Origin of the sequence: Natrinema pallidum (assembly GCF_005890195.1) — an archaeon.
GTDB lineage: Archaea > Halobacteriota > Halobacteria > Halobacteriales > Natrialbaceae > Natrinema > Natrinema pallidum.
The window spans coordinates 931766-952401 of sequence record NZ_CP040637.1 but is presented as its reverse complement, the minus strand read 5'-3'; the positions used below and the strand labels follow the sequence as shown (position 1 = coordinate 952401).

Below are 20636 nucleotides of genomic sequence, written 5' to 3'. Positions count from 1 at the left end.
CGTTTTCGGCGACGCGACGCCGCCCACCGACCGCCACGGTGAAAGGTACGTCCGTCTGGGAGCCATTGCTCGAGTATGGATAGCCGAACGGATGCCCTCGTGATTGGGGGTGGTGCCACCGGGACGGGAATCGCCAGGGACCTCGCACGGCGCGGTGTCGATGTGACGCTGGTCGAGCGGGACGGGCTCTCGTCGGGGACCTCGGGCCGGTCACACGGCTTGCTTCACAGCGGGGCGCGCTACGCCGAGGCCGACGGCCCGGAAGCCAGAGCGTGTCTCGAGGAAAACCGCATCCTGCGCCGCATCGGCGGCGCGTGCGTTCGGGAGACCCGCGGGCTGTTCGTCCAACTCGCGGACGACGATCCGGCGTACTTCGAGGCGAAGCGCGATGCCTGCGAGGACGTGGGAATCGAGACCGAGGTCGTCGGCGGGGACGCGGCTCGCGGGGCGGTTCCGGACCTCGCCGCTGACGTCGATCGAGCGATGTGGGTACCCGACGGCGTCGTTCTCCCCTCGCGGCTGAGCGCCGCCAACGCGGCCGACGCCCGCGAGCACGGCGCGCGAATCCGTACGCACGCGCCGGTCACGGACGTGACCGTCGAGGACGGACGGGTGACGAGCGTCGCCCTCGGCGGCGACGCCGACGAAACGGTGCGGCCGACCTACGTCGTGAACGCGACCGGCCCTCACGCCGGCCGGATCGCGGACATGCTGGGGGCGACCGTCGCGATGCGTCCGACACGCGGCGTCATGGTCTCGGTCGACTACGACGGCCTCGAGCCGGTGCTCAACCGGTGTCGCGAGCCCGCCGACGGTGACATAATCGTGCCCCACGACGGCGAGGTCGTCCTCGGCACGACGAGCGTGTCGGTTGACGATCCCGACGGCTACGAGCAAGCCGAGTGGGAGATCGTGGAGACGGTTCGGGAGTGTGCGGCGATGCTGCCGCCGGTCGCTACCGCGCCCCGTGTTCGGACGTGGTGGGGCGTCCGCCCGCTGTACGAACCCGAGGAGGCCGCTCGCGGCGGCCGCGGGATTTCGCGGGGCTTTCACCTGCTCGATCACACCGACGACGGCGTCACGAACTGTTGTAGCATCGTCGGCGGAAAGCTGACGACGTTCCGCCGAATGGCCGAGGCGACCGCTGATCTCGTCTGCGACCGGCTCGGGGTGACCGCCGACTGTTCCACCGCTGAAGAGCGACTGCCGGGGGCGTCGGAACCGGCACGACTCGATGCGTTCGTTCGGGAGTTCGACGGACAGGGACCGACGGACGCCGATCTCATCGGGACCGAGAACGGTCACTGACTGTCATCCCCCGATCGCGTGACGGGTGTGCGACCAGCGTCGAAACCGTTGTCGCGGCCGCGGTCGGCGGCCGCGACTCGAGCCGATCGAGGGACCGCCCTCAGAGCTCCCGCTGGAGCTCCGACCAGATGCCAAACGCCGTGGAGCGCTCGATGTCGATACACAGCTCGTTGTCGTCGTCGAGGCCGATCGAAATCGCCTCGAGATTGGCGACGTACCGGGATTTCCGGTGGCGGCCCTCGCGGACCCCGACGGCCTCCTCGGCGAGTCCCGCCTCGGTCAGGCAGTCGAGTTTGCGGTAGGTCGTCGAGAGCGGCCGGTCCGTCGCCTCGGCGATGGCGTCGACCGTCATCGGTTCCTCGAGTACTGCGATGATCTCCCGACACGCCTCGTCGTCGAGCGCGGCGATGATGCACTCGACGCCGGGAGCGTCGCCGGACGAGGAGCACTCGAGGGACATGGGATGCCGTCAGGTTAGGAGCGAGGCCTAAAGACACGTTTGGTTAGGGGTGTTACCGAGCGGGAGCGAGACCGGGACGGTCGGAAGCGACGGATCGATGGGGCAACTACATGTGCAACCGGTCCGACGGCACGGGTATGAGCGACGATCGGACCCCCGAGTCCGCGGTCGAGAACACGCCGGGGCAGGGACGAACGCCCGAGGCCGAACGGATCGAACCGGCCGTTCCAGAGGAATTCGGCCTCGTTCAGGTCTGGTGGGGCGACGGAAAGGGGAAGACGACCGCCACGCTAGGCATGGGAATGCGCGCCGCCGGCCACGGCTACCGCGTCCACATGCTCCAGTTCATGAAAGGCGGGGCCTCGAGCGTCGATGCCGTTCGCGGCGAGTACAACGCCATGGCCGCCCTGCCGGGCATCAGTTACGAGAACCTCGGCCACTACGGCTGGCACGGGATGGCAGACGGGAGCGACGAGGCCGACCACGAGGCCGAGGCACAGGCCGGCCTCGAACGCGCCCGCGAGTTGCTCGCGGCCGCCGAAGACGCCGATCTCGGCGAGTCGATCGATCTCGATGCACCGCCCGAGGCGGGCATGCACATGCTGATCCTCGACGAAGTGCTCTACGCCGCGGATCGGGGGCTGCTCTCGGAAGGGGACGTCCACGACCTCATCGACGCGAAGCCGGCCGCCCTCGAGTTGGTGTTATCGGGGAGTCATACCGAGCCCGACTACCTCGCCGATCGTGCGGACCTGATCACGAACGTCCGAAAAGTGAAACATCCGATCGACGACGGCCAGCGGGCGCGACGGGGAACCGAGTTCTGACCGGCTCGCTGCGAACGCGCCATCGCAGGTACCCACCGGCAGCACTCCGTGCCGACCAACACAATTATTATCAGATACTGAGAAAGACTGGCAAGCCAATGGGTGTGATTCGAGTTGCCGGACTGCGAAAGACATACGGAACTGTCAACGCAGTGGATGGAATGGCGTTCGACGTCGACCGGGGCGAGGTGTACGGCTTTCTCGGTCCGAACGGTGCCGGGAAGACCACCACGATTCGGGTCCTGACCGGACAGATCGAGCCGGACGCGGGCGACGTGAGCGTTCTCGGAACCGATCCGGTCGCCGACCCGATCGAGACGCGCCGACAGGTCGGTATCCTACCGGAACAGGAATCCCCACCGAGCTTTCTTACGCCCCGCGAATACCTCGCGTTCGTCGGCGAGGTGCGCGGTCTCGATCCCGACCGGGTCGCCGAACGGACCGACGCGTGGGCCGAGCGGCTCGGGTTCGAGAGCAAACTCGACACGCTGCATACGGACCTCTCCCGGGGGCAACAACAGAAAGTGATGATCGCACAGGCGTTCGTCCACGAACCCGACGTGGTCTTCATCGACGAGCCGCTGGCGAACCTCGACCCGCTCGTCCAGGAACAGGTCAAGCGCTTTCTCGTCTCCTATGCGGCCGACGACAACGCCGTCTTCGTCTCGACGCACAACATCGACGTCGCCGAGGAAATCTGCACCCGCGTCGGCATCGTCGCCGACGGCCAGCTCGTGGCCGAACGCTCCCTGGCCGACGACGCGACCGACGAGTCGCTGCTCGACCTCTTCCTCGACCGCGTCGAGGGCGAAGACGCCCGAGACACGCCGGCGCTCGAGCAACTGCAGACATGAGCGGGCCGAAAACGACCGACCGCGCAATCGGGGCGGACGCGGACCGCTCCGACGCCGGACTTTCGACCCCGCGGCTGCTCGCGATACTCTTTCGAGAGGAATGGCGGCTCCACACGCAACTGTTCGGCGGCTGGCGGTTCGCGCTCTTTCCGTTCGTGATCGCGCTGTTGACCGTGAGCGCGACCGTGGCGCTCGTCGAGACCGGCACCGCACCCGGGACGGTCGTCGGTGGCCTACACGTCCTCGCCGTCGGCTTCGGGCTCTACAGCGGAACCGCGGGCTTTGCCGGATCGGACATGCTCGAGAACGTCTTCGGGCGGCTGTCGCTGTTGCTCTCGTCATCAAAGACGTTGCCGCTCTCGCGGCGGCGGCTGCTGGGTGCGTTCCTCCTGAAGGACGGGCTGTTCTACGCGATCGCGTTCGTATTGCCCATGTCGCTGGGGGGGCTTGCGGTCGACGGACTGTCGACGCCGCCGCTCTCGATCGGCCTGTTCTGGCTTTCGCTCTCCCTCGTCTTCGCCGTCGGAATGGCCACCACCGTCGCACTGATCGCCGTCCGCACGCGGGGCGTTCCGTCCTGGGTCATCGGACTGGGGATCGGACTCGCCGTCATCGGCGGCTGGGCGACCGGCCGACTGGGACCGGTTCGGTCGGTCCTGGTCCCGATCGACGGCCCCCCGGCCGCCGCCGGCGGACTGGCCGTCGGAACTCTCGCCGTCGCGGCGGGTTCGCTCGCGGTCTACGATCCGACCTACGGGCGGCCCTCGCGGACCGCGAGCGATCGCTTCGCCCGGATCAGTGACGCGCTGCCACTCGCGGACGCCCCGCTGGTCACGAAGTCGCTGCTCGACCTCGCGCGCTCCTCGGGCGGCGTCTGGAAGCCGTTCGTCTCCGCCAGCATCCTGCTGGCGCTCGTGGCCGCGCTCGTCGGCGTCGTCGACTCGATCACCGGCGTCGCGCCCGCGCCGGGGGTTTTCTTCGGCGGCGTGCTCGGCCTCTCGGCGTTTACGACGTACAACTGGCTGACCCAGTTCGATTCGCTCGAGGCCTACCTCACCTACCCCATCTCGATCGCCGATGTCTTCCGTGCGAAGCGGATCGCGTTCGTCTTGGTGGGTGCGCCGGCGGTCGCGGTGCCCTACCTCGCCGCCGTCGTCTGGTTCGACGCGACGCTCGTCGACGCCGTCGTCGGAGCCGTTCTCCTGGCGGGCTACGCGCTGTACTACTACGGCCTCACGGTCTACATCGCGGGCTTCGATCCCAACGAGTTCCTCTTCGACGCTGTCCGGTTCGCGACGTTCACCGTCGGCGTCGCCGTCCCGCTGGTGCCGACGCTGGTCGCCGGCTTCGTCGTCGTCCCGCCATCGGCGACACTCGCCGTCGCGCTCGCCCTCGGCGGGATCGTCGTGGGACTCGTCGGACTCGTCCTCTCGAGTCGCGCCGGACCGCGCTGGGACGCGCGATACCGGACGGAATAGCTGGTCACCTCCATCCCGCTATTCCGCCGAGGCTGGGTATGCCGGTCGCGAGACGCCGGCGGCAGGCCGCCGATCGAGGCGATCGTTCGGTCCCGAAGCCGGCCCTCCCCGAAGAACCGATAGGACGATACGCCCGGCTCCCTGACTACCGCTCAACGCGGATGACACGAACGCTTCTCGTCGCCGGAACCGCGAGCCACGTCGGCAAGTCGACGGTCGCCGCCGGCCTCTGTCGGTTGCTCGCCGACCGCGGGATCGACGTGGCCCCGTTCAAGGGCCAGAACATGAGCAACAACGCTCGGGTCGTCGCTCGGCCGACCGCGGCCGACTGGGAGCGCACCGACTCCGACGGGACCACCGGCGGCCAGTGGGGCGAAATCGGCGTTTCGCAGTTCGTGCAGGCTCGCGCGGCCCGGATCACGCCGACGACGGACTGTAATCCCGTTCTCCTCAAGCCCCGTGGCGACGGCGAGAGCCAGCTGGTGGTGCACGGAACGGCCCACGACCACGTCCCCGCCGGCACCTACTACGAGGACTTCTGGGAGCGAGCGCGTGAGGCCGCCGAAGCGTCCTATCGCAGGCTGGCCGCCGACAACGACGTGATCGTCGCCGAAGGCGCGGGCAGCATCGGCGAGATCAACCTCCACGATCGGGACCTCGCGAACGTTGAGACCGCCGCGTTCGCGGACGCCGACGTCCTCCTGCTGGTCGATATCGAACGCGGCGGTGCCTTCGCCAGCCTCTACGGCACGATCGAGCTCGTCCCCCCGAACATCCGCGACCGGATCGTCGGCGCGGTGATTACGAAGTTTCGGGGTGATCCGTCGCTGCTCGAGCCCGGGATCGAGGAACTCGAGTCGAGGACCGGCGTTCCGATCCTCGGCGTGATACCCTACGACGACCCGGGGCTCCCCGAGGAGGACAGCGTCGGCCTCCCCGGGACGGACGAACGCGGCGTCGTCGGCGGGGACGACGGCGTGCCCGCCGACCGCCGGATTCGGATCGCCGTCCCCCGACTGCCCAGAATCTCGAACGCGACCGATCTCGAGGCGCTGGCGGACGAGCCCGGCGTTTCGGTGGTGTACGTGCCGGTCGACGACGGCGACGCTGCTCCCCTCGCTGGTATCGACGCCGATGCGGTCGTCGTTCCGGGGACGAAGAACACGGTCGACGATCTGCTGGCGCTCCGGGAGGCCGGCTTCGACGACGCGCTCGCGGCCTTCGACGGGCCGATCGTCGGCGTCTGTGGCGGCTACCAGTTGCTCGGCGACCGGATCACCAACGCCGCACTCGAGGGGACGGGCGCGGACGATGTCGTGGACGGACTGGGGCTGTTACCCGTCGAAACCCGCTTCGAGGGGGACAAGCGCCTCGAGCGGACGACGGTTCCCGTCGACGGGACCGCTTCGCCGCTGCTGTCGGGCGTCGACGGGACCGCGTCGGGCTATGAGATCCACGCGGGGCGAACGACGGCCGTCGGCGACGTGACCCGTCCGCTCGGCGACTCGAGCGCGGCCCGCGGACGGATACTCGGAACCTACCTGCACGGCCTGTTCGACAACGAATCGGTCCGAACGGCGTTTCTCGAGCACGTCGCGGCGACGGCCGGCATCGACCGGCCGGCGCGTGCGACAGCCACGGCGGCGGCCGAGGCGGACGTGACTGGCGCGACACCGTACGATCGTGCGGCGCGGCTCGTCGGCGAGAACGTCGATCTGGCCGCGCTCGGCGACCCGTTCGAGCCGAACTGACGAACCCGATGGAAACGATCGCGGAAAAAAACGTCCAGCACGGTTCGGCGCGGGGCGACGTACGCGACCGAAGCGATTGGCCGGTCGGTTTAGCCCGACTCGCCTCGGTAGGTGCCGAGCAGTTCCTCGAGAATGATACACTCTTGATCGGTCTCGTCGTAGTGGGTGTCGATGAACCGTTCGGCGGCTTCGTAGTTGCCGCGCAGACCGTGTTTTCGAACGTTGATAACCGCGTCGAGGAAGAACGTGCCACCGTCGGCCCCGAGCGCTTTGGCGTGGTCTTCCTCGCTAATATCGAGTTCGGACTTGATCTCGTCGAAGTTGAACGTCTTCACTTCGTGGTCGGAGTCGATCAGGGCGAGCACGTACTCCGCGGAGAAGCGATAGAACTCGGATTTACTCTCGAACATACCGTCTTCGACGAGCGCGTCGATCTCTTCGACCACGTCGTCGGGGTATCTGACGGTATCCTTCGCCATACCCGGACACTGGTCGCCGCTGACTAATTATTGTTTCTACTGTTCAGCGCCGTTTCGAAGCCGAGGCGCTCGAGTCGACGGAGCCGAGGGCTCTGCTCGAGTCGGGGAGCAGACCGGTCCGAGCCTCCTACGGCCGCGCGTACCGCAGTTCGGAGACGGCAAGCCACCTGCACTCTTATCCGCTTCGGAGCCGAACCGTGGTACTTGATGACAGACGAAGCCAAACTCCGCGCGCAACTGGTCGACGCGTTCAAGGGTGCTGAGTACCCGGTCGCGGGGCCGATGGAACTGGTTCCAGCGCTTCCGGACGGGCCCGGAACAACGTTCGAATCCGGCGAGTTCTCGATGACCGTGATGGAACTACAGGCGAAGACGTCCGGCGGCGACTTTCCGTACGACGACGTCGAGTCGCTCGTCGACGACCTGTTCGCGGAGCTTCGGGACCGAGGTATGATGAACGCGTGATGGTACCGAGATCGGTGACGAAATCACGCGGGGAGTCGTCTAGCGGGTGCTAAACGACCAGTAAGCTTTTATTCCACAACATGTCTTGGTAGAATAGAGTCTCGTTGGCTGAATCCGTCCGCATTCATACGGGACAGGGAGGAGATAGGATGACCGCTACACATCGACCCGGGCCGATCGTCGTCGTAACGGACGTTCGAGAACAGGGAAGCGATCTCCGCTCGCGACTCGAGCGGGCAACCGAACACGAGGTTCGAACGCGCCCCGCGACAGGGGACCTCGAGGACATCTTGGGGACGGACGCTACCGATCCGCCCGATGCGGACGGTGAAACGGCGGCGACCGTCCCGAGCGGCGTCGTCCTCGAACTCGACTGTCCCGGCGAAATACAGACCATTCTGCAGCGCGTTCACGCTCGGCTGGCGACCGTCCCGACGATCGTCGCACCCCCAAAGGGAAGCGAGCGGCTCGCGACCGTCGCCCTCAGGGCCGACGCGACCGACTACGTGCCGACGGCTGGTGACGAGGACCCGATCGATCGGATCGTCGCGACGGTCCAATCCCAGCCCCAGTCGCCGTCGGCCGACGACGGCCGCTATCACCGCATCCTCGCAAACGAGTTGCCCGACGAAGCGTTCGTCATCGGCGAGAACGGCACCTATCTCGAGGCGAAGGCCCGGCCCGATTCGGCCGACCTGTACTCGACGGCGGCCGACGACCTCCCGGGGTCACAACTCGAGGATGCCTTCCCCGATCAGGTCGCCACGAAGCTACAGGACTGCATCGATCGGGCGATCCGAACCGACGATGTCCAGTCGGTCGAGTACGACGCGGAAACGACCGAGGGCCCCCGCCGATTCGAGGCCCGCGTCGTTCCGATCGACCAGCGTATTCAGGGACGACGCGCCGTCGTCTGGCTGGCTCGGGATATCACCGAGCGGGTACAGCGCGAACGGCAACTCCGATCGCGACAGGACCAACTCGAGACGCTCAATCGGATCAATGCGGTCGTCCGGCAGGTGATCGAAACGCTCGTCGAGGCACCGGCCCGGGATGCCATCGAACGCGAGGTCTGCGAGCAACTCGTCGATTCCGACCTCTACTGCGGGTCGTGGATCGCCGAACGGGCCGGCGACGGGCAGCTGTCCTATCGGACCGGGGCGGGGGAGGCCGAGACCTATCTCGACGGCGTCCGGGATCTCACGGTCGATCAGGAGCGGCCGGTCACGCGGGCGGTCCAGACCGGCGAGATCCGAACGACGAACCGGATTCGCGAGGACGGGAGGGTTCCCGAACCGCTGCAGGAGGCCGCCCGCGAGGACGATGTCAGATCCGCGATCGCCGTCCCGATCACCCACGAGGACGCGATCTACGGCGTTCTCACCGTCCTCGCGAGCCGGGACGACGCCTTCAGCGAGCGCGAGCGAGCCGGGTTCAGGCTGCTCGGCGAGACGATCGGCTTTACCATCATGGCGGTGAAGAACCGTCAACTGCTCTTTTCCGACACCGTCGTCGAACTCGAGTTCCGGATCAACGGCGGCGAGACGTTCTCGTTTGACCTCTCCGAAGCGTACGACTGCACCTGCTCGCTCGAGTGGGCAGGCACCACGGCCAACGGCCGGACCTTCCAGTACGTGACGGTCGACGGACTGGACGGCGAGACGGTTCTCGAAAAAGCGCGGGACCACGAGTCCATCGAGCAGTGTCGACTCATTCACGACGGCGAGGAAAGCTGTACGCTCGAGATGCAGTTGGCGAAATCCGGCGTCCGGACGCTCGCGAACCACGGGGCGACGATCCGAGACGTAACGGTCGAGTCGGGGATCGGAACCTGTCTCGTCGAGGTATCCCAAGACGCCGATGTCCGCGAAATCGCGGAGGCGCTGACCGTCATCTACGAGAACACCGAACTCGTCGCCAGACGCGAAGTCGATCGGCCGGTCCGGACGGCGGCCCAGCGCCGAAGCTGAATCCTCGACCGACTCACCGATCGTCAGCTCACGACGTTACGCCTCGCATACTACGGCGGGTTCTTCGACTGGCCCCGCGAAAGTACCGGTGAAGAGATCGCGGAGGCAATGGATATCTCACCGCCGACGATGCACCAACACCTTCGAAAGGGACTCAAAGCGATTCTCGAGGAGTTCTTCGAGAACGGCGGTCACAACTAACCGTGGGGGAGCGGTCGCCGTCGCCGGCCGTCGAGGGCGGGCTCCGTCGTCCCGTAGCGACTCCGCCCTCGGCCAGCCGTAGCCGATCCGTTCGATTCCGGCGTGGTAGTCGGGTTCGTCTGACAGTCACGATTGCTTCAAAGAGTGCCATATGAACCCCAGCACCGATCGGTCGGAGGCGCATCGATCGAAGGGAAATGACGACGACCGTTCGGAAACCGGGACTGCATGCCACCCTGCGAGTGGCGGAGGGACGTATTCGTGCCACTTTTTGACACTGTCTTCGAAGGAACCGACGGGCGGTACGTCACCGACTGGCAGATCGAACGGCGGCTTCGAGCCGGGGTGTGGACGCTCTGTCTGCGACAGCGGGCCCCCGAGAAGGTAGTGGTCGAAACCCGGGACGGGGCGTTGCTCTTGCTCGCGGCGATCGAGCCGGCCGAGTTGCCCGCCGGCGTCGAAATTCGCGTCACCGACGACCGCGCTCGAGTCGTCGATACTCGAGCGGGGCCGTCACGGACAGCCCCGTACACACCGCCGGCCGACGGTGAGCGAAGCGGTGTAACCGGACACGAGGGGTAGCCCGTCTATGTCCACCCACAACGAGGGGACGGCAGTACGATGACACGAAAGACGCGTCGCGTGGTCCTCGGAGCACTCGGTTCGATGGTCTCGCTCGGGACGCTGGCGGAGGCGTCGCGCGAGCCACCCGAAACGCTCTCCGTTCGGGTCTGGCTCTCGGAGCAGGCCGCGACCTACGAGGGGGTTACCGACCGCATCCGCGAGTACCTCACGGCGATCCGCTCCCTCGAGCACTGGACGGTGGAACTCTCTTTCGGCGGGACCGTTGCGGTCTCGACCGAGGATGCCGCCCGGCTCATGACCCGCGGAGAGTGGCCGACGGCCGTCGTGGCGGGCGGCCTCGGCCGACGCGATCTCGACCCGGTGGCGGACGTCAACTTGCTGGTTACCGACGGACGGATGGAGGACGCACCGACCGGATACGGGGTGGCACACATCGCATCGGTCGGCGGGGCGCGACATATCGCCGACCTCGAGCCGTTCGACGAGTCGCTCGTCGACGGCACGCGGTGGATCGTCCCGAACACGGCACCGACGCGAACGATGCAGGTCCTCGTGCACGAGATCGGACACGCACTCGGGCTGGACCACGAACACGGCGTGGCGATCCGCGACGGCGAAGCCGTGATCGCGACGCCGATGCTCAGTAGCTACGCGTGGGACCCGTCGTACCAGGCCGATCACGATCGTTGCGGGTCGGCGATTCCGCCGGCGCAGGACGGACTCGAGAAACGGCTCAGCTTCGCCTTCTCGCCGTGTGCCCGCCGCGAACTCGCGACGTACGACGGCGGACTCTTCTCGGAACCCATCCGAACGGATCGAGACCCGATCAGGATCGGATAGTTGCCACTCCGGCCGAAAATGAACGGCCGACGGCGAAACCGAACGTCCGTGCCGTTACTCGTCGGTTTCGTCGTCGTTCTCACCGCGGGCGAAACTGGCCTGGGACTCTCCGTTCTGGTCCGTGGCGGCGTTTGGCCCTTCGATGAGCGCCTCGAAGTCGTCGACTTCGTCGTACTGGTCTCGGTACACCAGCGCCGCCTTCCCCGTCGAGGAAATCTCGTAGAGACCGGATCGCTCGGCAGGACCGATCTTTCGGACGAGCCCGTAATCCTCGAGCACCGGCAGTCTGGTGTTGATGTTCTTTCGGCTCTTTCCCGTGTGTGCAGCCAGATTCGTTGCGACGTTTCGTCCCTTGTCCTCGAGCGCCTCGAGAATCAGGAAATCAGTTGGTTGGCGGAGTTTCACTCTCGTTCACTCTCGTACCGGTCTATATTTCCAGTGGTAACTAATACTTTCGGCTCGAGACGAGTTGTTTTCTTCGGTTATTACCATCGGTTTCCTTAAGTACTGGGCGTTCATACGATCCTGGTGGGTGGGCCGAGCGATCGCGGACGGTTCCCCCGACCGTCAGTGCCAGACCGAGCAGAGCCCCGGTACGCCGCTCCCCCATACCGGACTCGGTCCCGACTTGCCCATACTCGGCTCCCACCCGCCCCACTCTAGCCGTTCCCGTTTTCCTCGCGATCCATGCGTGCGCACGAGTCGCCATCGAGCGCCGATTCGCGTCCTCATTGCCGTACTCGTTCGCCGCGTTCGTTCTGGACCGTTTCGAGCCACGAGAGAAACGACGCGACATCAGCGGGTGATGCGACCCGATAGGACGCGCTCGAGGGTTCGTCGTCGCCGACTCGGATGGTGATTCCGTCGGGTTCGACGGCACGGAACGCCGATTCGTCGGTAACGTCGTCCCCGACGTAGACGACGGCCGTTCCGGGGGGCTCGGCGGCGGCGATCAACTCGACCGCGTTGCCCTTGCCCCACGGCAAGTCGGGTCCGATCTCGAGGATGCGTTTCCCGGTCGAAATCTCGAGGGCGTCACCGCCGACGCGATCGACGAGATCGTGGGTGATCCGACGGACGGTCGCCTCGGCGGCCGGCGGAACGGATCTGAGATGGACCGTGCCGGTCAGGCGCTTGTTCTCGACCCGACAGTTCGGGACGGACGCCAGCACGGTCTCGAGCATCGCACAGAGCCGCTCGACTCGTATCGCGTGCTTGCGTGCGACCGGATGGACGGCGATCGACCCGTTTCGATCGAGTTCCAGCCCGTGATTGCCGGCGTAGATCGTCGGCCCGTCGATCCGCTCGCGGACGTTCGTCAGCGCGCGCCCGCTGACGATCGCCGTCGTCACGCCCGGCGTCTCCGCGAGCGCGGTCACTGCCCGCTGATTCGACTCGGTCGGGACCGCCGCGTCCGGATCGTCGACGATCGGTGCGAGCGTCCCGTCGAAATCCAGACAGACCAGCAATCCGGCGGCGTCCGCGAGCGTCGTTCGGATCCGCGACAACCGTTCCCAGAGCGGCCGTGGCGGTGTCTCGGTCGCAGGCATCGCTACACTGGCGGTGTCCGCTCCCGGGACTCGGAGTCGGTGTCGGTGTCGGTGTCGGTGTCGGTGTCGGTGTCGGTGTCGGTGTCGGTGTCGGTGTTCGTTTCGCTGCGCTCACGATCGCCGTGTACCCGCCGGATCCAGTCGAACTGAGTCGCCATCCACGACTCGAGGTCGTCGTCGAATACGCGCTGACGGAGCGTGTTCATCCGCCGTCGTCGTTCGTACGGCGACATCGAGAGCGCGTGCTCGAGTTGCGCCGCGAACCCGTCGGTATCGGTCGGATCGATCGTCAGCGCGTGCGACCCGAGGCGCTCGTGTGCTCCGGTCCGATCGCTCAACACCAGTGCGTCGTCGCCGTCGACGCTCGCGGCGACGTACTCCTGTGCGACGAGGTTCATGCCGTCGATCAGCGGACTGACCACCATCACGTCCGCGCGGCGGTAGAGCGCGCAGATGTCCGCCTGGGACAGCATGTCCTCGGTGTAGACGATCGGCCGCCAGTCGTCGGTTTCGAAGCGGCGGTTGATCCGTCGGACCTCGCCGCGGACGAGTTCGCCGTATCGCTCGTAGGTTTCGATGTCGGTCCGGGAGGGTGTCGCCTTCTGGACGAAAGTGAACGCGCCGCGCCACTCCGGATTCCGCTCGAGGAGTCGCTCGAGGGCCGCCAGCCGTTCGGGGATCCCTTTCGTGTAGTCGAGCCGATCCAACCCCAGCCCGATCGTCGTCCCCTGGGGAATCCCATACTCCGCGAACAGGTCCGAAAGCCGGTCGGGATCGCTCGCCCGGGCGTCCCGCTCGTACGCATCGGCGTCGACGCCCATCGGCGTCGCCACGACGCGAGTCGTGTGCCCGTCGTAGCGAACCGTTCCATGGGAGTGGTCGACGGCCGCGGTCGGGAGGAAGCGATCGACGCAGTGCAGGAACTGCTCGGCGTACCGATCGACGTGGAAGCCGATCAGGTCGTTTCCCAGCAGTCCCTCGAGAACGCGGCCGGCGACGGAGCACTGCCGGAACGTCGCCGGCGACGGCCACGGGATATGCCAGAAGTGCGCGATGATCGCCCCGGCGGGCACCGAGTCCCGGATCATCCGCGGCGCGAGCGCGAGGTGGTAGTCCTGTATCCAGACGACGGAGTCGGCCGTCGCATGGTCGGCCACCGCCTCGGCGAAGCGCTCGTTGACCGTGCGGTACCAGTCGAAGTCGGTCGGCCGGTCCTCGATCAGGGCGGGAAAGCCGTGACAGAGCGGCCAGAGCACGCGATTGCTGAACCCGTAGTAGTAGGAGTCGACGGCTTCGTCCGAGAGGTCCAGTCGGCGGAGCGTATAGGCACCCGCATCCGGCGGGACGGCCACGCAGTTCCGCTCGTCGGTTACGTCGAAGTCCGCGTCGCCGTCGCCCCAGGCGATCCAGGTCCCGTCGGTTCGTTGCATAACGGGATCGAGACCGGCGGTCAGACCGCCGGTCGGCTCGTCGACCGCGATCGGTCGTGTCTCGGCCGTGGAACGGCCACCGCCGTCCGTTCCCGTCCGCGGGGGACCCGTTCCGTCGGGACTCGTCGCGCCGTCATCCGACGGCGCGGTGGCGTCCTCGTCTCGGTACTCGTGACGATACGGTTGCCGGTTCGAAACAACGATCAGCGAACCGGGACAGCTGGGCCCGTCGGACGCGGGCTCCGCGTTCGTTCGGCCGCGACCGTCGGCCCGTCGCTGTCTATTTCGTACAGTCGTCGACGACAACCGCTCGGGAACTCGCATTCGCTGAACTACCACAGCATCCCGACGGGTTGCTTCGCCGCTTGCGGTCGCCAGGGGGTTAATACGTTCCTGTTAGCACTCGCGGCGTCCCGACTGTTCGACCACCGGGACAGTCGTCGCTCGAGACCGGTCTCGGACGCGCCGGGACGCGAGGCGTGTGCCGCGGTGATGGAAAGGGATGCGAGCACCACACTCGACTGGCCGAGACGGGAACGACGCACCCAACTGGCGAAGCGACCGGTGCTTGGTGGCAGCCGGGGGCCGACGACACCCCACGCCGATGTCGCCAGAACCAAACGTTGATTTCTCGCTCGAGCGAATCCCCGCCCATGCAACCCCCGTTCGAGCGCCGGATCGCGGCCTGCCAGCGCCGACTCGAGGACACGGCGGCCGACCTGGCCGTCTGCTTCCCGAGTCCGAATCTGACCTATCTGACCGGGTTCGAGGAGACGCCGTCCGAACGACACCTCTTGCTGTTCGTTCCCGAGCACGGCGATCCCGCCCTCGTCGCGCCGGCGATGTACGAGGACCAACTCTCCGACCTCCCCATTCCGGCCTTACAGCTGCGGCCGTGGACCGACGCGGACGACCCGCTCGAGGAGATCGCGACCGTGCTCGAGGAATATGCCCTCGACGGCTCCGATCCGGCGACCGTCCTCGTCGACGATCGACTGTGGGCGACGTTCACCCAGGACCTCCGAGAACTGTGTCCGGACGCCGAGTTCGGGCTCGCCAGTACCGCCCTCGAGCCGCTGCGAATCCGGAAAGACGACGTCGAACTCGACGCGCTCCGGCGGGCCGGCGCGATCGCGGACCGGGTCTCGCTCGAGATACGTGACCGCGGCGACGACCTCGTCGGGACGACCGAATCGGAGCTGGCAGCGGAGATCGACCGCCTGCTCGCCGCTCACGGGGGCGAGGAGCCCGCCTTCGAAACGATCGTCGCCGCCGGCCCGAACGGAGCCCGGCCACACCACCACAGCGGCTCGCGGCCGATCGAGGCCGGCGACCCGATCGTTCTGGATTTCGGCGCGTTCGTCGCGGCCGATCTCGAGGGTGGAACGGGACGGTATCCGGGCGATCAAACGCGAACGATCGTCGTCGGCGATCCGCCCGCGACATACGAGCACGTCCACGAAACCGTCAGGGAGGCACAGGAAGCCGCGATCGACGCCGTCGAACCCGGCGTCGAAGCCGGTGCGATCGATCGCGCCGCCCGGTCGGTCATCGAAGCGGCCGGCTACGGCGACGCCTTCGTCCACCGAACCGGTCACGGGGTCGGGCTCGAGGTCCACGAACCGCCCTACATCGTCGCCGGCAACGACCGCGAACTCGAGCCTGGCATGGTCTTCAGCGTCGAACCGGGGATCTACCTCGATGGGCAGTTCGGCGTCAGAATCGAGGATCTCGTCGTCGTGACCGACGACGGTGCCGAGCGATTGAACGATACGCCGCGGGGCTGGGAAAGCGGCCGCTGAGTTCCGCTCGAATCGGCCGATGGCTCGGCCGCGTCGAACGGGGACACCGGGTTTCCGGTGAAATCCGATCGGTCGCCGGACACGAGGCTAGGGCCGGGACGGGGTCACACACCGGGTTTCCGGTGAACGGCTTTCGGCGACTCCGATCGGAGTCCGGGATGTCGGCACACCGGATTTCCGGTGAATTTACCGACCGGCTGCGCCTCTGGAATAGTCGGACCGGCTGGGCGGATCAAAGCAGTGTGAACTGCTCTCACCCACACCGTGTTTCCGGTGAAGCGACGCCGAGTTGTGGACCGATGTCGACCGGGATGGCGAACTCGAAAACCCCGATCCGTGGCTGGCTCAGGCCGACCGATTCAGGGCCGTTCCTGCGTCGATCGGCACTCGTCTCCGTGGGTAGAGAACGAATAGAGACGGACACGAGACGACAGCGTGTGGCAACGATAGCGTGGCAACAGCAGCGCAGGGTGACACCAAGCGAGATGCCGCTTCCGACCGAGTTCGAGTATGGGCTCGGCCACCGGTCCGAACGGCAGCCGGCACTCGTTCGGACACACACCGCGTTTCCGGTGAAAGTGCTCGGAAAGAGGTTCGTTCGATCACGCCGTGTTACGCTGCGCGATTACATCCAGTCTCCGGATTGTTCGATTCTGTTGGATTATCCGATCCGGATTATTTGATCGTACTACTCGAGTTATTCGATTAAGGCAACTAGTCGACACGGGACGGAACAAATCGATACGAGAGACCTCAGCACGACATCCGACTGCGAACTGACGGACCTTCCCTCGCTCTGTACTCGCTCTATAGTAATATATAAATAGTGAATATGAGAAAAGCTCGCCAAGTGAATCGGACTTTTTCTCACCGGTGATCGGAGAGTGCGAGCGGCGAGACGATGCTTGCTCCCGTCACTGGTGCCGGTCGGTATCGCTCGTCGATACCGGTGATTTCCGCACGGGTGGCATCCGATACCGGATTTCCGCCGCACCGCAACCCCCGTTTCAACTGGACACGATCCACGACGTTCTCCCGTTTCACCGGAAACACGGTGTGTGTTCGCGATCGATTTTGCACGGCTCGTTTTAACGAACGAAACGGTTCTGACCGGCACGTCGAACCTGTAGTCGCCACACAATCGGTCCACAACCGTCATACGACCGGTCTACTGGACTGTGTCACCGCGTCGAGTTCCCCGCTCGGGTCGCCGGTGGCAAACGGAAGGGCTATTTCACCGGAAACACGGTGTTCGACTATGTCGAGTTCCGGCGACGACCTGTTCACGCGCGACGACCCGATCTTCGAGAACAAGGAACTCCTCGAGATCAATCATCTCCCGGCGGAGGGCCGGATCGTCGGTCGAGACGACGAGATTTCGGAACTCGCGAACGCGGTCAACCCCGCTATTTTCGGGCAAAGTCCGAGTAACCTCCTCATTTATGGGAAGACGGGGACGGGCAAATCCCTCTGTGCGAAGTACATCTCGGAACGGGCCGTCCGCGTCGCGGGGGACGAAGACGTCACCTCCGCGTTCGCCTACGTTGATTGTGCTCAGGACAATACGGAGACGCAGGCCGTCCAGACGATCGCTCACTCGCTGAACGAGCCGGCGATCACTGACATCAGAATCCCGGACAAGGGGCTCAGCACCTCGACGTACTACAAGCGCCTCTGGACGGTGCTCGACACCCAGTACGATGTCGTCCTCGTGATCCTCGACGAAGTCGACAAACTCGACGACGACGATATTCTCATGCAACTCTCGCGCGCGGGCGAGGCCGGCAAACTCGAGTCGTGCAAGATCGGCGTCATCGGGATCAGTAACAAGATCAAGTACAAGGACCGACTGGACGAGCGAGTCAAGTCGAGCCTCTGTGAACGCGAGTTCGTCTTTCCGCCGTACGACGCGAACCAACTTCGGGACATCATGCAGGCCCGCAGCGATGCGTTCAAGGACGGCGTCCTCGAGCCGTCAGTCATTCCGCGGGCCGCAGCCCTCGCGGCCCGCGAACACGGCGACGCGCGGAAGGCGATCGACATCCTCCGATACGCCGGGGAAATCGCCCAATCGAAGGGCAACGAGACGGTTCGGGAAGAGTTCGTCGTCCAGGCGCGCGAGCGGGCCGAAACCGACCGGTTCCGGGAACTCATCCGCGGATCGACGCCCCACTCCCGGTACGTCCTACAGGCCCTCGCCGTCCTCTCGCTCAATGCGGCCGACGAGGACGGGTTCCGAACGACGAAGATCTACGACGTCTACGAGGAGATCTGCCGCCAGGAACGCTCCGATCCCCTCTCGCTCCGGCGCGTTCGCGACCTGCTGAAAGAACACGCGTTCCTCGATATTCTAGAGCAGACCCGTCGGAGCGGCGGGAGCGCCGAGGGGAGCTACACGGAACACCAGTTGCTCGAGGATCCGGACGTCGTCCGGACGGTGCTCGTCGAAACCGACGAGTCGTAGCCGTCCGCCACCGCTGACGCGGACCGGCTGCTCGAGGAGCACGCGCCAATCGCAACGCGCCGACATTTCACCGGAAACCCGGTGTGGGTGTCATTCCGGAAGATAACAGCCGAGGATGGGGACCGGAACAGTCGAGGGAGAGACGGGATCACGGATGTTTCAGCGGCCGCGACGCTCGCGCTCGTAACCAATCCCGTGCGCCGGTCGGTCCACCGACCGGTCGGTTCGGCAGTCGGCGTCGACGTTCGATGGCAGTCTGTGGCGCACTCGACAGCCAGTTCGACAGTCGCGGTCGGTATCAGTAGTAGTAGAGGTCGAGTTCGTGACCGCAGTTCCGACACCGGGTCTCCGTTCCCCGGAGCGGGTTCGAATCGCTCTCCGGGTGGATACCCGGTCCCGGCGGAACGGTGGCGCTGACCGTCGTCTCGCATTCCGGGCAGCCGATCCGCATCTCCGCGTGACCTGTCCGGGACATCGCTCGAGCGTATTCGACGCTCCCCGATAGTTATCGGAGCCGTACGCGACCGCTGTCGCCCCTTTCCGGCCGATCGAGCGCCGTAGCAGGCGATTTACGTCGCGAAGCGACCGGAGCTACTGCGACGGCTCCATCGATCGCCCGTCCGCCGGTTCGACTCGATTGGAGGAACTGTTTCCGCTCCGAAAGCCGTTCTTTCCGGCCTGAATCGGTGAGCCGGCTCCCACGACCGTCCGCATTCGCTCACCACACGGGATTCCGGCGGCGACACTGCCACTCCCGACAGTGTCCGACTGCCGATGCTCGCAGCTCGAGTGTCACCCTCGAACACGCCGGCACGCACCGACTCCCGGGCCGGACGACGCGACTCACGGTCCGGACGCCGTCTGGACGATTAGATAGTGTACGTGATCTCGTCGAACTCGAAAAACGCCGTCTCGTAGCCGTCGTGGCGGGACACCTGCGGAGGCGAATCGACGGTAATCGTCACCCGATCGCCCGCCACGAACTCGTCGAATTCGAGCCCGTAATGATGGCCGATCTCGCCGTCGAGCGTTTCCACGAGTTCCCCTTCACGGACGACCTCTCCGTCACGTTCGACGGCGACGGACAAAGCGGTAAGCGGGAGGATGATGTCATTGTACGGCGTTCTCGGGCAGACCGCCAGGTAGGTGCCGCCGTCGGTGAACCGGTCGGCGTCGGACACGAACGCGGTAATCGCCGCGTCGCCGCTGCGCTGGGTCCCGAGCGAGTCGCCGGGGATGTCCGCGATCCGTGGCTCCCGTCCCGTCGGCGGCGGGCCGAGATTACCGCCGTGAGACCCGCTGCCGTCGCCGTGGTCCATCAGCGACAAGGCATCACGGTTACCCCATTTGTCCTCGTCGAGCGTCTCGAACGAGAGCTCGTTGATGTCGGAGCGATCGTACTCGAAGTCGACCTCGAGCGAGGCTGCGGTGTCCAGTCGTCCCTCGACCGCGCCGGTTCGCTCGAGCGTGACGGGACCGGCCCGGATGCGGGCCGTATACTCGCCTTCGCCGGGGAGCCCGACGTTGTCGCCGTAGTGAAAGCCCATCCGCTGGGAGAGCATCGGCCACGGTGACGAGATGCCTGCGTCGACTGGCGAGCCGTCCTGCAGGAGTTCGAGTCGCATGTCCACCGGCAGGACGGTTCGCGTTTCGCGATCCCAGAGGGTGGTCATGAGATGGAGGGTATCGTCCGTTTCGACCGCGACGCGTTGCTTCCCGTCGCTGGTCGCCTCGACGGTCCAGAACCGGTGTGGAAAGGTATAGGAAAGTGACACTGCGTAGTCGCCGTCGGCCGCCATTCCGTAGGTCCGCATCTCCTCGCGCGAGGACGGGAGGTAGACGGCGTCAGGACGGTTTTCGACGAGCGGCGGGTTCGCCCACGCGGACTCTTCTTCGAACCCCAGCCCCTCGAGACAGCCGGCGGTGCCGACGGTTCCGACGGCTCCGATCGTGGCTGTTCCGCGGAGAAAGCCCCGGCGATTCATTGGGCGGTCCTTCGCCGCCGGCGATAAAACGCCTGTTGGTTCGCCGATCGAACGCGCTGCGAGGGGTGCGGTCCGTGCCCGGACCGCAGACAGCCGCCCCACGCCTTTCGCTCACCTCATCGATGAACGTTCGATCTTCGTGAACCGAACCAATGAACCTTTGATCGGGCGTTCCCTCGAGTCAGAC

Annotated in this window: 17 protein-coding genes and 1 pseudogene; 11 read left to right on the top strand and 7 right to left on the bottom strand. The window is 66.0% G+C overall.

Annotation, left to right across the window (positions count from 1 at the left end; genetic code table 11):
- Positions 1-75 precede the first annotated feature (75 nt).
- Positions 76-1308, top strand: a complete 1233-nt coding sequence (locus FGF80_RS04600) for an FAD-dependent oxidoreductase (protein ID WP_006184396.1) — start codon at positions 76-78, stop codon at positions 1306-1308.
- 100 nt (positions 1309-1408) lie between these two features.
- On the opposite strand, the gene FGF80_RS04595 is transcribed toward FGF80_RS04600, so the two are convergent.
- On the bottom strand, positions 1409-1768 hold the full coding sequence (locus tag FGF80_RS04595) for a winged helix-turn-helix domain-containing protein (RefSeq protein WP_006184397.1): 360 nt from the start codon (positions 1766-1768) through the stop codon (positions 1409-1411).
- A 137-nt stretch (positions 1769-1905) separates the two neighbouring features.
- Here FGF80_RS04595 and FGF80_RS04590 point away from each other — a divergent pair, with 137 nt between their 5' ends.
- The 4 genes from FGF80_RS04590 to FGF80_RS04575 all read left to right on the top strand — a co-directional run bounded on the left by FGF80_RS04590 (position 1906) and on the right by FGF80_RS04575 (position 6678).
- The gene (locus tag FGF80_RS04590) at positions 1906-2595 is read left to right on the top strand and encodes a cob(I)yrinic acid a,c-diamide adenosyltransferase (protein WP_049907918.1); all 690 of its coding nucleotides are present in this window, start codon (positions 1906-1908) and stop codon (positions 2593-2595) included.
- A 98-nt stretch (positions 2596-2693) separates the two neighbouring features.
- On the top strand, positions 2694-3449 hold the full coding sequence (locus FGF80_RS04585) for an ABC transporter ATP-binding protein (protein WP_138652476.1): 756 nt from the start codon (positions 2694-2696) through the stop codon (positions 3447-3449).
- Positions 3446-4927, top strand: a complete 1482-nt coding sequence (locus FGF80_RS04580) for a hypothetical protein (RefSeq protein WP_138652474.1) — start codon at positions 3446-3448, stop codon at positions 4925-4927. Before FGF80_RS04585 ends, FGF80_RS04580 begins: the two co-directional genes overlap by 4 nt.
- A gap of 161 nt (positions 4928-5088) precedes the next feature.
- A complete protein-coding gene (locus FGF80_RS04575) occupies positions 5089-6678 on the top strand; it encodes a cobyric acid synthase (RefSeq protein ID WP_138652472.1) in 1590 nt (529 codons plus the stop codon).
- Between the two features lie 89 nt (positions 6679-6767).
- On the opposite strand, the gene FGF80_RS04570 is transcribed toward FGF80_RS04575, so the two are convergent.
- Positions 6768-7157: a ribbon-helix-helix domain-containing protein gene (locus tag FGF80_RS04570; RefSeq protein WP_138652470.1), complete on the bottom strand. Its 390-nt coding sequence runs from the start codon at positions 7155-7157 to the stop codon at positions 6768-6770.
- Positions 7158-7364: 207 nt separating this feature from the next.
- On the opposite strand from FGF80_RS04570, the gene FGF80_RS04565 reads away from it, so the two are divergent.
- The 4 genes and pseudogenes from FGF80_RS04565 (at position 7365) to FGF80_RS04550 (ending at position 11218) form a co-directional block, all read left to right on the top strand.
- A complete protein-coding gene (locus FGF80_RS04565) occupies positions 7365-7622 on the top strand; it encodes an MTH865 family protein (RefSeq protein WP_138652468.1) in 258 nt (85 codons plus the stop codon).
- A gap of 149 nt (positions 7623-7771) precedes the next feature.
- Positions 7772-9793, top strand: a pseudogene (locus FGF80_RS04560) (bacterio-opsin activator domain-containing protein).
- Between the two features lie 228 nt (positions 9794-10021).
- Positions 10022-10375, top strand: coding sequence for a hypothetical protein (locus FGF80_RS04555; protein ID WP_138652466.1), 354 nt, complete (start codon positions 10022-10024; stop codon positions 10373-10375).
- Between the two features lie 39 nt (positions 10376-10414).
- Positions 10415-11218: a peptidase M10A and M12B matrixin and adamalysin gene (locus tag FGF80_RS04550; protein ID WP_138652464.1), complete on the top strand. Its 804-nt coding sequence runs from the start codon at positions 10415-10417 to the stop codon at positions 11216-11218.
- A gap of 54 nt (positions 11219-11272) precedes the next feature.
- Here FGF80_RS04550 and FGF80_RS04545 read toward each other — a convergent pair whose 3' ends face one another.
- The 3 genes from FGF80_RS04545 to FGF80_RS04535 form a co-directional block, all read right to left on the bottom strand.
- Entirely contained in the window at positions 11273-11623 is a 351-nt protein-coding gene (locus FGF80_RS04545; RefSeq protein ID WP_006184407.1) for a winged helix-turn-helix domain-containing protein, read from the bottom strand.
- A gap of 323 nt (positions 11624-11946) precedes the next feature.
- The gene (gene otsB / locus FGF80_RS04540) at positions 11947-12768 is read right to left on the bottom strand and encodes a trehalose-phosphatase (protein ID WP_138652462.1); all 822 of its coding nucleotides are present in this window, start codon (positions 12766-12768) and stop codon (positions 11947-11949) included.
- Between the two features lie 2 nt (positions 12769-12770).
- A complete protein-coding gene (locus FGF80_RS04535; protein ID WP_138652460.1) occupies positions 12771-14522 on the bottom strand; it encodes an alpha,alpha-trehalose-phosphate synthase (UDP-forming) in 1752 nt (583 codons plus the stop codon).
- A gap of 329 nt (positions 14523-14851) precedes the next feature.
- Between FGF80_RS04535 and FGF80_RS04530 the strand changes: the two genes are divergently transcribed.
- Together FGF80_RS04530 and FGF80_RS04525 are read left to right on the top strand one after the other, a co-directional pair.
- Positions 14852-16000, top strand: a complete 1149-nt coding sequence (locus tag FGF80_RS04530) for a M24 family metallopeptidase (protein ID WP_138652458.1) — start codon at positions 14852-14854, stop codon at positions 15998-16000.
- Positions 16001-17258: 1258 nt separating this feature from the next.
- On the top strand, positions 17259-18464 hold the full coding sequence (locus tag FGF80_RS04525; protein ID WP_006184412.1) for an orc1/cdc6 family replication initiation protein: 1206 nt from the start codon (positions 17259-17261) through the stop codon (positions 18462-18464).
- A 298-nt stretch (positions 18465-18762) separates the two neighbouring features.
- Here the strand turns inward: FGF80_RS04525 and FGF80_RS19020 are convergent, their stop codons facing one another.
- Positions 18763-18939: a hypothetical protein gene (locus tag FGF80_RS19020; protein ID WP_175416950.1), complete on the bottom strand. Its 177-nt coding sequence runs from the start codon at positions 18937-18939 to the stop codon at positions 18763-18765.
- Positions 18940-19333: 394 nt separating this feature from the next.
- Positions 19334-20449: a DUF7350 domain-containing protein gene (locus tag FGF80_RS04520; protein WP_006184414.1), complete on the bottom strand. Its 1116-nt coding sequence runs from the start codon at positions 20447-20449 to the stop codon at positions 19334-19336.
- Between the last annotated feature and the right edge of the window lie 187 nt (positions 20450-20636).